Origin of the sequence: Leifsonia sp. P73 (genome assembly GCF_051059105.1) — a bacterium.
Lineage (GTDB): Bacteria > Actinomycetota > Actinomycetes > Actinomycetales > Microbacteriaceae > Leifsonia.
Window position 1 is genome coordinate 1,813,007 of the sequence record NZ_CP194931.1, and the last position, 12,247, is coordinate 1,825,253.

Below are 12,247 nucleotides of genomic sequence, written 5' to 3' on the forward strand. Positions count from 1 at the left end.
CGCGCACGCAGTCCCCGCTCGAGGCCGTAACTCCGGAAATCCCGCGTCGCCCAGCCCAGATCTCCGGAATTGCCGTCCGCGCTTGTTGTCCGTTCCTCCGGAAATCGCGCGCTCGAGCGGCCCGTCGTCCGGAGGAAAGGACGATTTCGGCATTTCCGCGGGCCGATCTCCGGAATTGCAGCGCTAGGCGACGGGCGCCGCGGCGAGGATCGCCGCGATCCGGCCCTTGCAGCCGCCGCATCCGGTGCCCGCGCGGGTGTCGCGCCCGACGCACTCGACGGTGTCGCACCCCGCGGCGACGGCCTCGCCGATGCGACCGGCGGTGACGCCGTTGCACCAGCACACCGTCGCATCCGGGCCGAGCGGATCCTCCACCGGAGCGGCCCCCGCGTCGGCGGCGTCCAGCCGCAGCAGCGCCGAGGGCTCCGCGGGCACAACGGCGCCGCGCTCGAACAACAGCGTCAGCTCCGCTCCCGCATGCGGGAGGCCGACCGCGACGAACCCGGTCAGCGCGCCCTCCCGGGCGACCGTCTTCAGGTACGCACCGCGGGCCGGGTCCAGCCACACGCTCACCTCGACGTCCTCGTCCCACGGCTCCGCCGCGTGGTCGCCGCCGGAGACGACGTCGATCCCGGTCGCCTTGAGCATCACCGCCGTCGGCCGCTCGCGCAGCGCGACCGCCGCATCGGCGCCGGCCACCGCTCCGGCCGCTTCGGCGCGGAACCGTCGCGCGAGCGCCGCCGCCTGACGCCATCCCGGTGCGATCAGCCCGCTGGGCGCGCCGGGAACACGGCCGGCGGGGTCCGCGTCTTCCGGCGTCGCGACCTGCGCGCAGTCCCCGATCGCGAACACGTCCGGGTCGCTCCAACTGCGCAGCTCCTCGTCGACGAGCACGCCGGCGGAGCAGGCGAGTCCCGCGGCGAGCGCGAGCTCCACGCGCGCTCCGACGCCGCACGAGAGCACCAGGAGGTCGCCGGAGATGTAGGTGCCGTCCGCGCAGCCCACCCCGTCGAACACGCGTCCGGACTCGGTGTCGCGGAAGCCGACGTTCTCGGCGCGTGCGTGCGCCGCCATCCCGACCCCGAGGGTCCGGACGGCGCGTGCGAGCATCCGGCCGCCCGGCTCGTCGAGGTTGCGGGCCATCGGCGCCGGGCCGTGGTGGACCACCACCACCTGCGCGCCGTGCTCGGCGGCGAGGAGGGCGAACTCCATCCCGAGCACGCCCGCTCCGAGCACCACGATCGTGCCGCCGCCGGCGACCACCGGCGCGACCGCGTCGGCGTCGGCCAGGTCGCGCAGGGCGACGACCCCGGCCGGCAGGGGCCGCCGTCCGCGGTCGAGTGCGCGAGCCGGGGCGGCGTCCCGCTCGCGCCGGGCGTGCTCGAGGCCGTCCAGCGTCGGGATGTTCGCCCGGGCGCCAGTGGCCAGCACCAGCCGGTCGTAGGGCAGCTCGTCGCCGGCCGAGGTCGTCACCCGCTGCCGGTCCCGGTCGATCGCGACCGCCGTCTCGGCGAGGCGGATGTCGGCGCCCGCGGCTCTGGCCGCCTCCGTGTCGGTGACGTCGAGCCGATCGCGGCGGGCGGCGCCCACGGCGTACTCGGCGACGAGCACGCGGTTGTACGCGTCCTCGTCCTCCGCGCCCACGACGACGAGCGAAGCCTGCCCCGCGGCGATCGCGGGCAGCACCTCCTCCACGAAGCGGGCGCCGACCGGGCCGTAGCCGACGAGGACGATCCGGAGGGGTCTGGTCATGCGATGGCCTCCCGTTGTGCAGTGAGCGCTCCCTCGATGACGGCCTCCACCGTCACCAGCGTGCGTTTGAACTCCGGCATCGCCGAGATCGGGTCGACCGCGGCCTCCGTCAGCAGATTGGCGCAGTGCCTGCCCGCGAAGTGGAAGGGCAGGAACACCGTGTCGATGCGCATCCCCTCGGTGAGCAGGGCGGTGGCCTCGACGGTTCCGCGGAGGTTGCGCACGCGCACCGGCTCGCCGTCGCCGATCCCCAGCCGGGCCGCCGTCGCCGGGTGCAGCTCGGCACGGACGCGCGGTTGCGCGGTCACGAGCTCGGGGACCCTGCGGGTCTGGGCGCCGGACTGGTAGTGCTCCAGGAGGCGCCCGGTGATCAAGGTGAGCTCGCCGGGCGCACGGCCGGACGTCAGCTCGCGGGACCGCACCGCCACGAGCCGCGCGCGCCCGTCGGCGTGGCCGAAGCGGTCCGCGAACAGGCGCGGGGTGCCGCTCGATCCGGACGGGTAGGGCCAGTGCGCCGCCTCGTCGCGCTCGAGCTGCGCGTCGAGGAGCGCGTGGCTGAGCCCGGAGTAGTCGGCGACGCCTCCCGCCGACGCGCGCGCCAGCTCGTCGAACGCCTCCGCAGGATCCGTCGGCCACACCGACGGGGCATCCAGCCGGCGGGCCAGGTCTGCGAGGATGTCCAGCTCGCTCCTCACGCCGGGCGGCGGGTCGATGGCGCGGCGCCGACGCAGGATGCGGCCTTCGAGATTGGTCATCGTGCCCTCCTCCTCCGCCCACTGGGTGACCGGCAGCACCACGTCGGCGAGCTCGGCGGTCTCGGACAAGACGAAGTCGCACACGACGAGGAGGTCGAGCGCCTCCAGCCCGGCTCGAACAGCCCCGGCGTCGGGGCCGGAGACGACCACGTTGGAACCGTGCACGAGCAGAGCGCGCACGCCGTCGGGGCGCCGGCCGAGCATCCCGAGCAGTTCGACGGCGGGGACGCCCGGGCCCGGGAGGATACCCGGGTCGACGCCCCACACGGCGGCCACGGCGGCCCGGTCGGCCGGGTCGGCGATCTTGCGGTAACCCGGCAGCTGGTCGCACTTCTGGCCGTGCTCGCGGCCGCCCTGGCCGTTGCCCTGCCCGGTCAGCGTCCCGTAGCCGGAACCCGCGCGGCCGACCAGTCCGAGGATCAGCGCGAGGTTGATCGCCGCCGTCGCGGTGTCTGTGCCGTCCACGTGCTGCTCGACACCGCGGCCGGTGAGGATGTAGGTGCCGCGGCCGCGCGCGAGCCGCCGGGCGACCTCCCGCAGCTGGGCGACCGGCACGCCGGTGTGCTCCTGCACGCGCTCCGGCCACCACGCCGAGACGCTGCGGCGCACGGCGTCGAACCCGGTGGTCCGTGCTTCGAGGTAGTCGAGGTCGGCCAGGCCCTCGGCGAGTACGACGTGCGTCAATCCGAGCAGCACCACGAGGTCGGTGCCGGGCGCCGGCTGCAGGTGGAGGCCTCCCCGTCGGCCGTGAGCTGAGCGGTCTGCGAGCGGCGCGGGTCCACGACGATCAGGCCGCCCGCGGCCCGCGCCCCGGCCAGGTGGCCGATGAACGGCGGCATGGTCGCGGCGACGTTCGAGCCGAGCAGCAGGATGGTGTCGGCATCGTCGAGATCGGTGACCGGGAACGGCATCCCCCGGTCGACGCCGAAGGCCCGGTTGCCCGCTGCCGCGGCCGATGCCATGCAGAACCGGCCGTTGTAGTCGATGCGGGAGGTGCCGAGCGCGAGCCGGGCGAACTTGCCGAGCAGGTAGGCCTTCTCGTTGGTGAGGCCGCCGCCGCCGAAGACCGCGACCGCGTCGGGGCCGTCCTCCGCACGGATGGCGCGGAGCCGCGCGGCGATCAGGGCGAGCGCCTCCTCCCAGTCCGCCGGTCGCAGCTCGCCGTCGCGCCGGATCAGGGGTGTGGTCAGCCGGCCGGGCGTCGCGAGCAGCTCGGCGGAGGTCCACCCCTTCTTGCAGAGGCCGCCGCGGTTCGTCGGGAACGCCCGGCCCGCCACCGCGACGGGCGTCGCGGCGGCGGGCGTCGGCGTGAGCGTCATGGCGCACTGCAGCGCGCAGTACGGGCAGTGGCTCGGCGCATCCACCGGGGTGCCCCCGCTCAGATCCGCACCCCGCGGCGACGGCCGCGCACGGCGATCGCGACGGTGACCGCCAGCAGCACCACGTAGGCGGCGACGAACCACGACAGCCCGGCTGCATAGCCTCCGGTGGTGGACTTCGACAGCCCCAGCACCTGCGGGATGACGAAACCGCCGTACGCGCCGAAGGCCGACACGATCCCGAGCGCGGCGGCGGCGGTGCGCTGCGACGAGACGTCGCCGGCCGAGGAATGCCCGTCGGCGGCGCCGGAGCGCAGCGCGAACAGTGTCGGGATCATCCGGTACGTCGCGCCGTTGCCCGCGCCGCTCGCGATGAACAGCACGAGGAAGAAGCCGAGGAAGAGCCAGAAGTTGCCCAGCGGCAGGGTGAGGATGACCGCGAGCGCTCCGAGCGCCATGACCACGAAGGAGGCGATGGTCACCACGCTGCCGCCGAACCGGTCGGCGAGCCTGCCGCCGAAGGGCCGGGCGAGCGAGCCGACCAGCGCGCCGAGGAACGCCAGCGACAGCGTCGCGCCCGCCACCGGGAAGGCGCTGAACGCGGGGAACTGGTCGGCGATGAGCTTGGGGAACACTCCGGAGAATCCGATGAAGGAACCGAAGGTGCCGATGTAGAGCAGGGCCATCAGCCACAGCTCCGGTGCGCGGAGGGCGGCGAGCGAGGCTTTCACGTCCGCGCGGGCGTTCGAGAGGTTGTCCATGCGGCGCGAGGCGCCCATCACCGCGACGAGGATGAGCGGGATCCACACGAGTCCGGCGAGCGGGAGCTGCAGCGTGGCTCCGGCGCCGATCGTGATGACGATCGGGACCGCGAACTGCGCGACCGCCGCGCCGAGGTTGCCGCCCGCCGCGTTGAGACCGAGCGCCCAGCCCTTCTTGCGCTGCGGGTAGAAGAACGTGATGTTCGCCATCGAGCTGGCGAAGTTCCCCCTCCGAACCCAGCGAGCGCCGCCGCCAGCAGCATCACACCGAAAGGCGTCCCCGGGTTCGCGACGCAGATCGCGAGTCCGACCGCCGGGAGGAGCAGCAGCGCTGCCGACACGATCGTCCAGTTGCGTCCCCCGAACTTGGGGACCATGAAGGTGTACGGGAACCGCAGCGTCGCACCGACGAGGCTCGGCATCGAGATCAGCCAGAACGTCTGCGACGTGCTGAAGTGGAAGCCGGCGGCCGGGAGTGCGACGACCACGATGGACCACAGCTGCCAGACGACGAACCCGAGGAACTCCGCGAAAATCGACCAGCGGAGGTTGCGCTGCGCGATCGCGGCGCCGGCGGCCTCCCACTGGGCGGTGTCCTCGGCGTCCCAGCCGTCGATCCAGCGGCCGGGACGGAAGACGAGGCCGGGGCGGGTGGCCGCGCCGGCTGGGCTTTCAGGCGAAAGGGTCGTTGCTGTCGTTGCTGTCGTTGCTGCTGCGGAGACGGTGCCGGTCATCTGGGGACCTCCTGCGACGGGAGCGAGTGGATGCCACCACGCTAGGAAGCCGGTGTTTCCGCCATCCGCGCCGCACGTGAAACCTGCGTGACGAAGAACTCTCGCGCCGAGATGGGCCGTGTGAGGTTCCGCGCCCCTTTGTTGCGGCTCACGCCTCTCGAGAGTGATTTGGCCGGGTTAACACGTTGAAAAATGCAATGCTTCAGATCCGGCTGACGACCTCAGGCCACGTTCGCGTGACTACATTTTGACTACAACCGTACGAGATCGTATGAGGTTCTATGTGATCTCAGTAGATCAACTTCCGCGGAAAATCAACGGTTTTGGCGCCTACGTGGTCATATTAGGTCCTAGGATTTCGACTGAAAATCGAAAGGTCACCGGATCGATGCCGGTCGGAGCCACTGGAGAAAACCCCCGGTCCGATGAGGATTCCGGGGGTTTTTGACTTCCGGTGCTGCACTGCTGGGTCGGGGCGCAGTACTCTGACGGCGACCGGCGCACCCGGCGCCGGCTCAGGGGACATCATGATCACGCCGGAATCCCAGGCCCAGCCGCACGTCCCACTCTGGGCGCCGTATTATCGGGCGCCGTTCGGTGAGGCATTCGTTCGCTACTGGAAGAAGTATGCGCGCTTCGATGGGCGCGCCAGCCGAAGCGAGTACTGGTGGTGGGCGCTCATCGATGCACTGATCGTCCTCGCGCTCTACGCGATCGTCCTGACCGGTGCGTTCGTCGGCTCCTCGCGCGACTCGGAGGGAAGTCTCATCCCGGGACCGGGCATCGCGGTCGGCATCATCCTCCTCGCCGCGTGGTGGCTCGGAACGGTCATCCCCGGTCTCGCGCTCGCGGCGCGCCGCCTGCACGATGTCGATCTGAGCGGGCTGCTCCTGCTTCTGCTGCTCATCCCGAGCCTGGGCGGCTTCGCTGTCTTCGTGATGACCCTCCTACCGCCCAACCCGCGCGGAGCCCGATTCGATCGCCCCGACGGCGAAGTCCCCGGCTACGAGGTGCTGGTTCCGGGAGCAGGGTTTCCGCCACGAGACTACGGCTGGCCTCAAACACCCCTCCCGTATGCCGGGCCCGCAGGTGGCCAGCCCCTCTATGCCGCGCCGCGACCGGCGGAGAAGCCGAGCGGCGAACCACCCGCGCCGCCGCAACCGCCCGTGGAACCGGATGCGAAGCCTCCCTCGCCTCCACCGAGTCAGCCCCCGACTTCCTGATCCGCATCGAAGGACCTTCGGCCCGCCCTCTCTTCGGCAGGCCGCGTAGCGTCTGTTGAGCAGAGCCGGTGCTCGCGCGCGGGCGGGCCGATGAAGGAGCTGAGTCCGATGCAGGCGAAAACAGGGGACTTCCTGGTCATAGCTTCGAACCACCTCGAGGAGTCGCCACGGGTGGGGATCATCGAGGAAGTGCACGGCGACGATGGGGCGCCCCCCTATGTCGTCAAATGGGAGGAGGACGGGCGGACGACCATCGTCTTCCCCGGGTCCGACGCGCACATCGAGCAGCGCGGCCATGACACGGCCGGCGCCCGCTAGGGGATGATGACGTGTTCGCGGACCGTTCCGAAGCCGGTCGGCTTCTCGCCGAACGCGTGAGCGCACTCGCGAGCGAGCATCCCGTGGTGCTCGGGCTGCCCCGTGGAGGGGTGCCCGTTGCGTTCGAAGTCGCATCCGCTCTTCACGCACCGTTGGATGTCATCATCGTGCGCAAGCTCGGTGTCCCCTACCAGCCTGAGCTCGCGATGGGCGCGATCGGTGAGAACGGGGTGCGCGTCCTCGACGACCGCGTAGTCAGATCGGCGGGCGTCGACCCGCGAGAAGTGGATGACATCGAACGAATCGAGCGTTCCGAACTCGCCCGCAGAGTCGCGCGACTACGCGAGGGACATCGTCCGATTCCGCTCGTCGGCCGCACCGTCGTGATCGTCGACGACGGCATCGCGACCGGCTCCACGGCCCGAGCGGCATGCCGGGTCGCACGGGCGCTCGGCGCCACTCGGGTCCTCGTCGCCGCACCGGTGGGTCCGGCAGACGCCGCCGAGCGACTGGCCCCGGACGCCGACGACGTCATCTGCCTGACGCAGCCGGCGCATTTCGCTGCCGTCGGGCAGGTGTACCGAGACTTCTCGCAGACCTCCGATGCGGAGGTCGAGCATGTGCTGGCTCGTGCAGCCGCACTCGCCGGCGCGGGTTCCCACGCCTCGGCCGATGCCGACGCCGATCCCGAGGTGTCCGTCCAGGCCGGACGGACGACCCTGTCCGGTTCGCTCGCACTCCCCGATGATCCGAGCGGAATCGTCCTGTTCGCCCACGGCAGCGGCAGCTCACGACACAGCCCACGCAACCGCTACGTCGCGTCGGCGCTCAACAGCCGAGGGATCGCCACGCTCTTGCTCGACCTTCTGACACCGGACGAGGAGCACGACAGGAGGCTCGTGTTCGATATCGATCTGCTCGCCGACCGGCTCCGTTCGGCTACAGCCTGGGTGCGCGAGTACGAAAGCACCGCGGGGCTCAGGGTGTGCTATTTCGGCGCGAGCACGGGCGCCGGCGCCGCCCTCGCAGCGGCTGCGGCGCCGGACGCGGATATCACAGCGATCGTGTCGCGTGGGGGTCGGCCCGATCTCGCCGGACCCGCATTGGCCCAGGTCGAGGCGCCGACCCTGCTCATCGTCGGTGCCGAGGATCTGGAGGTGCTGGAACTCAATCGCCTGGCCCAGTCGCGCATGCGGTGCCCCACGCGACTCGATATCGTCCCGCATGCCACCCATCTGTTCGAAGAGCCTGGGGCCTTGGAGGCCGTGGCACAACTCGCGGGCAGATGGTTCAGCGATCACCTGCCGGTCGAGGCGGAGGCTGCGGCGTTCGGCGCCTGACCGGCGCATCGTGCGCCGGCCCTGAATCCGCGTTCGACGGTCAGTCTCCGAGGTGCACGACGAGTTCGTTGTGCACCTGCGTCACGTTCGGAGACGACCATGCTGTCGTCTCGGCCTCGTGCTTCTCGATCCACGAACGCACGGTGCCGCTCAGGGTGAGTTCCGTGCCGTCGACCTTGACGACGATGTTGCGCGCATCGAGCGCCGCGTTGCGGATGATCGCCTCCCGCACCCGGTGCTCGACATCCTGGGCATCGGGACGCCCGGAGAGCTGGATGCGGTTGTCGATGGCGTGGACGCCGTCGATCCTCCGGACTGCCTTGGCAGCAGCCGTGCGCTGGTAGTTCCAGTCGACCAAGCCGCTGAGGATCACCGAGTGCCCCTGCACCTCGAGATGTATGCGGTCCTCCGGGATCCCGGAGGACCAGCGCAGCACGTCGTTGACCGCCTTCGCCAGCTCCAGCCCGGACGGCTCGGAGAGAATCGGCCGCAGATGAAGCTCGTCGTTGACCGCGAGCACCCCGACCACGCGCTGCGCCGCCATCACGGCGGCGGCCCGCTGACTCAACGAGCCGACTTCGCCGCTCAGGGTGACGACGCCTCCATCGACTGCGACGCCGATGTGCGCGGGATCATCGAGGCCGGGCTGCCAGCCCAACTCGGATTGGACGTCGTGACGGACCTTGAGGTCCTCTGCAGAGTGCGTGACCGTCTTGGTGTTCATACGTCAAGACTGGGGACGTGTGCGGGATGTCACGAGGGGCGAAAGTCCCGCCGTCGGACTTCGAGTGTCGACAGCCGAGGTCATCCGATCTCGGGTGTCCCGGCGGCGTCGCGCTCGTCGAGCTCGACGGGGAGACCCGAGTCGTAGACGAAGACCAGGCGTGCGGGCACCTCGCCGGACAGCACGCTCGCCACCGCCTCGTTGACGTGGCGGATGTCCCGGCGCGCGGCGACCACGCGCGTCCGGCCGACCGCGTGCAGTGCGAACACCTCGGCGAGGTCCTGGCGGGTCCCGACGATGGATCCGATGATCGAGATCCCTTTGAGGACGGTGTCGAACACGGGAACGGTCAGGCTGCCGTCGGCGGGCAGCGAGACGAGCACGAGCCGGCCGCCGCGATTCAGTGAGCGGAACGCCTGGTCGAAGACCGTGTCCGCGACCGCGAGCACGATCGCGACATCGGCGCCGCCCAGGTGGTGGATGACAGTCGCAGGATCGACGTCGCGCGCGTCGATCGCGTGATCGGCCCCGAGCTCGACCGCGAGGTCGAGCTTGTCCTGGTCGATGTCGACGGCGACCACCTGCGCGCCCACGAGCCGGGCGTACTGCACGGCCAAGTGGCCGACACCGCCGATGCCGAAGATCGCGACACGCTCCCCCGGCACGACCTTCGCGGCCTTCACCGCGGCGTAGGTCGTCACACCGGCGCAGGTCAGCGGCGCGGCGTCGATCGGGGACACATCATCCGGCACGGGAACGGCGAACCGGGCGTCGGCGAGCGCGTATTCGGCGTATCCGCCGTCGACCGTATAGCCCGTGTTGTACTGCTGTTCGCACAAGTTCTCGCGCCCGTCGATGCAATAGCGGCACTCGCCGCAGGCGTGTCCGAGCCAGGGCATCGCCACCCTCTGCCCGAGGGTGCGGGAGGTCACGCCCTCGCCGAGCCGCTCCACGATCCCTACTCCCTCGTGCCCCGGCACGAACGGGAGGGCAGGCTTGACCGGCCAGTCCCCGTTGATGGCGTGGATGTCGGTGTGGCAGAGGCCGCACGCCTCCAACCGGACGAGCACCTGTCCCGGTCCCGGCGACGGGATCGGGCGTTCCTCGACGGTGAGGGGCTGATGGAACTGAGTGACGACGGCTGCGCGCATGGCGGTTCCTTCCGGGCCTTGGAGCGTGCGGTTCACGATGTCCGTGATCGACGGCGATACCGTACGTCGGGAGATGGGTCGGACCAGAGGGCCGAAGGTCCTTCCGGTCGCACGTCCGCCCGGGATCACCGGGGGACCTTCAGCCCTACCCGGCCTCGGGGTCCGGCGCTTGTCTGGCGAGGAGGCGAGGAGGAGCCATGTTCACCGATCGACGCCAAGCCGGACACACAATCGCGGATCGCCTCCACGACCTGAAGGGCGGCGATGCGGTCGTGCTCGGCCTCCCGCGCGGGGGTGTCCCCGTTGCCGCCGTCGTCGCCGAAGAGCTCGACCTCCCGCTCGACGTCATCGTCGTGCGCAAGCTCGGCCTCCCCGGGCAGCCGGAAGTCGCGATGGGCGCCATCGGCGAAGGCGGCGCCGAGGTGCTCAACCCGGCGATCGTGGCCCGGGGCTGGATCTCCGAGGAGGAGGTCGCGGAGGTCGAGGCGAGGGAGCGGGACGAGCTCGCCCGGCGACTGGCGCTTCTGCGCGAGGGCCGCGGCCCCATCGATCTGCGCGGCCGGACGGCGATCATCGTCGATGACGGGATCGCGACGGGAGCGACCGCGAAGGTCGCATGCGTCGTAGCCCGCCGGCTCGGCGCGAGCGAGGTCGTCGTTGCCGCGCCGGTGATCGCACCGGCCGCGCTCGACGAACTGGAAGACGCCGACCGCGTCGCCTGTGTTCTGCTGCCATCGACGTTTCAGGCGGTCGGTCAGTACTACCGTGACTTCGGCCAGACCGACGACGCCGAGGTCGTGAGGCTGCTGCACGAGGCCTCCCTGCGTCCGCGACGTCCGCGCACACCCGAGCCCGACCCGTCGGATCAGGCGGCCGTGTCCGAGCTCCAGGCGATGGCGACGCCGCTAGTGTCGGACGCGGATCTCGAGCCCCTGGCCGAACGCGCCCACCGGGCACGTTTCATCTGCATCGGCGAGGCGTCGCACGGCACGCACGAGTTCTACTCCTGGCGCGCCGCCCTCACCCGACTCCTGATCGCACGCGGTGACATCCGCTGGATCGGAGTCGAAGGCGACTGGCCCGACTGCTTCCGCATCGACCAGTGGGTGCGCGGTCGCACGGAGCAGTGGGAGAACGCGCGCCAGCTCCTCTCGGGCTTCGAACGCTGGCCGCGCTGGATGTGGGCGAACACCGACGTCGCCGACTTCCTGGAGTGGCTGCACGGCTGGAACCTCGCTCAGGAGACGAGCCGTCGCGTCGGGTTCTACGGATTGGATGTGTACTCGCTGTGGGAGTCGCTGGAAGCCGTGATCGACTGGCTGGCGGCGAACGCTCCGGATGACCTCCCTACTGCGCTGCGGGCCTGGCGCTGCTTCGAACCGTACGGGGAGGACCCGCAGGATTACGCGTGGGCGACCCGGCTGGTTCCGGCGAGTTGCGAGCCCGATGTCATCGCGCTCCTGACGAGCGTCCGCGAGCATGCCGGGCACGCCGGGGCCGGCTTCGACGAGGACGAGTCCCGGCTCGACGTCCTCCAGAACGCGCTGACCGCAGCGGACGCGGAGCACTACTACCGCGTCATGCTCCGGGGCGACCGCGAATCGTGGAACATCCGGGACATCCATATGGCCGACACCGCGGACCGGCTCGCCGAGCGGGCCGGACCCGACGGCCGGGGCATCATCTGGGCGCACAACACCCACGTCGGCGATGCGAGGGGCACCACGATGGGCAATGAGGGAATGGTCAACATCGGAGAGCTCCTGCGTGAGCGCCACGGCCTGGATCAGACGTGTCTGATCGGCTTCGCGTCACGCGGAGGAACGGTGCTCGCCGGACGGTCCTGGGGGCCACGGAAACGGTCTACCCGCTGCCGACGGCCAAGGCGGGCAGCCACGAAGACCTGCTCGGGCGCACGCTCCCGGACGCGGCCGTACTCCGGTTCTCGACAGCCGAGGGGACGGAATGGCTGACCCGTCAGCGCGGGCACCGGGCCGTCGGCGTGGTCTACGACCCGCGACGCGAGGCCGGAAACTATGTGCCGACCGTGATGGGACGCCGCTACGACGCCCTTCTGTGGATTCCGCAGACGACCGCGCTCACCCCGCTGGCGCACGAGCCGCGCCCGGAGTCGCCCGAGCTGGAGACCGAACCCTCCGGGTTCTGACCC

Annotated in this window: 6 protein-coding genes and 3 pseudogenes; 4 read left to right on the forward strand and 5 right to left on the reverse strand. The window is 70.9% G+C overall.

The annotated features are described in order from the left end of the window. Positions 1-183 precede the first annotated feature (183 nt). From ACQ86L_RS09255 to ACQ86L_RS09265, 3 genes and pseudogenes are all read right to left on the reverse strand, one after another. Complete coding sequence (locus ACQ86L_RS09255; RefSeq protein WP_434318620.1) at positions 184-1,752, reverse strand: FAD-dependent oxidoreductase; 1,569 nt, start codon at positions 1,750-1,752, stop codon at positions 184-186. After that, positions 1,749-3,826 (reverse strand): annotated as a pseudogene (locus ACQ86L_RS09260) (molybdopterin oxidoreductase family protein). The gene ACQ86L_RS09255 and the pseudogene ACQ86L_RS09260 overlap by 4 nt, the downstream one beginning before the upstream one ends. Before the next feature lie 59 nt (positions 3,827-3,885). Next, positions 3,886-5,321: pseudogene (locus ACQ86L_RS09265) on the reverse strand (MFS transporter). A gap of 527 nt (positions 5,322-5,848) precedes the next feature. Here ACQ86L_RS09265 and ACQ86L_RS09270 point away from each other — a divergent pair. The 3 genes from ACQ86L_RS09270 (at position 5,849) to ACQ86L_RS09280 (ending at position 8,202) form a co-directional block, all read left to right on the forward strand. After that, a complete protein-coding gene (locus ACQ86L_RS09270; RefSeq protein WP_434318621.1) occupies positions 5,849-6,544 on the forward strand; it encodes a DUF805 domain-containing protein in 696 nt (231 codons plus the stop codon). Between the two features lie 108 nt (positions 6,545-6,652). After that, positions 6,653-6,862: a DUF1918 domain-containing protein gene (locus ACQ86L_RS09275; RefSeq protein WP_434318622.1), complete on the forward strand. Its 210-nt coding sequence runs from the start codon at positions 6,653-6,655 to the stop codon at positions 6,860-6,862. A gap of 11 nt (positions 6,863-6,873) precedes the next feature. Then, a complete protein-coding gene (locus ACQ86L_RS09280; protein WP_434318623.1) occupies positions 6,874-8,202 on the forward strand; it encodes a phosphoribosyltransferase family protein in 1,329 nt (442 codons plus the stop codon). A gap of 40 nt (positions 8,203-8,242) precedes the next feature. Here the strand turns inward: ACQ86L_RS09280 and ACQ86L_RS09285 are convergent, their stop codons facing one another. Further along, positions 8,243-8,926: a BON domain-containing protein gene (locus ACQ86L_RS09285; protein WP_434318624.1), complete on the reverse strand. Its 684-nt coding sequence runs from the start codon at positions 8,924-8,926 to the stop codon at positions 8,243-8,245. Positions 8,927-9,006: 80 nt separating this feature from the next. Continuing rightward, complete coding sequence (locus tag ACQ86L_RS09290; RefSeq protein WP_434318625.1) at positions 9,007-10,077, reverse strand: alcohol dehydrogenase catalytic domain-containing protein; 1,071 nt, start codon at positions 10,075-10,077, stop codon at positions 9,007-9,009. A 197-nt stretch (positions 10,078-10,274) separates the two neighbouring features. On the opposite strand from ACQ86L_RS09290, the pseudogene ACQ86L_RS09295 reads away from it, so the two are divergent. Next, positions 10,275-12,244: pseudogene (locus tag ACQ86L_RS09295) on the forward strand (erythromycin esterase family protein). Positions 12,245-12,247: the final 3 nt, after the last annotated feature.

What these genes read in the sequence shown, in the direction of transcription:
- ACQ86L_RS09275 (WP_434318622.1), top strand. Translation starts at nt 6,653, where the DNA reads ATGCAGGCGAAAACAGGGGACTTCCTGGTCATAGCTTCGAACCACCTC.
- ACQ86L_RS09255 (WP_434318620.1), bottom strand. Translation starts at nt 1,752, where the DNA reads ATGACCAGACCCCTCCGGATCGTCCTCGTCGGCTACGGCCCGGTCGGC.
- ACQ86L_RS09290 (WP_434318625.1), bottom strand. Translation starts at nt 10,077, where the DNA reads ATGCGCGCAGCCGTCGTCACTCAGTTCCATCAGCCCCTCACCGTCGAG.
- ACQ86L_RS09270 (WP_434318621.1), top strand. Translation starts at nt 5,849, where the DNA reads ATGATCACGCCGGAATCCCAGGCCCAGCCGCACGTCCCACTCTGGGCG.
- ACQ86L_RS09285 (WP_434318624.1), bottom strand. Translation starts at nt 8,926, where the DNA reads ATGAACACCAAGACGGTCACGCACTCTGCAGAGGACCTCAAGGTCCGT.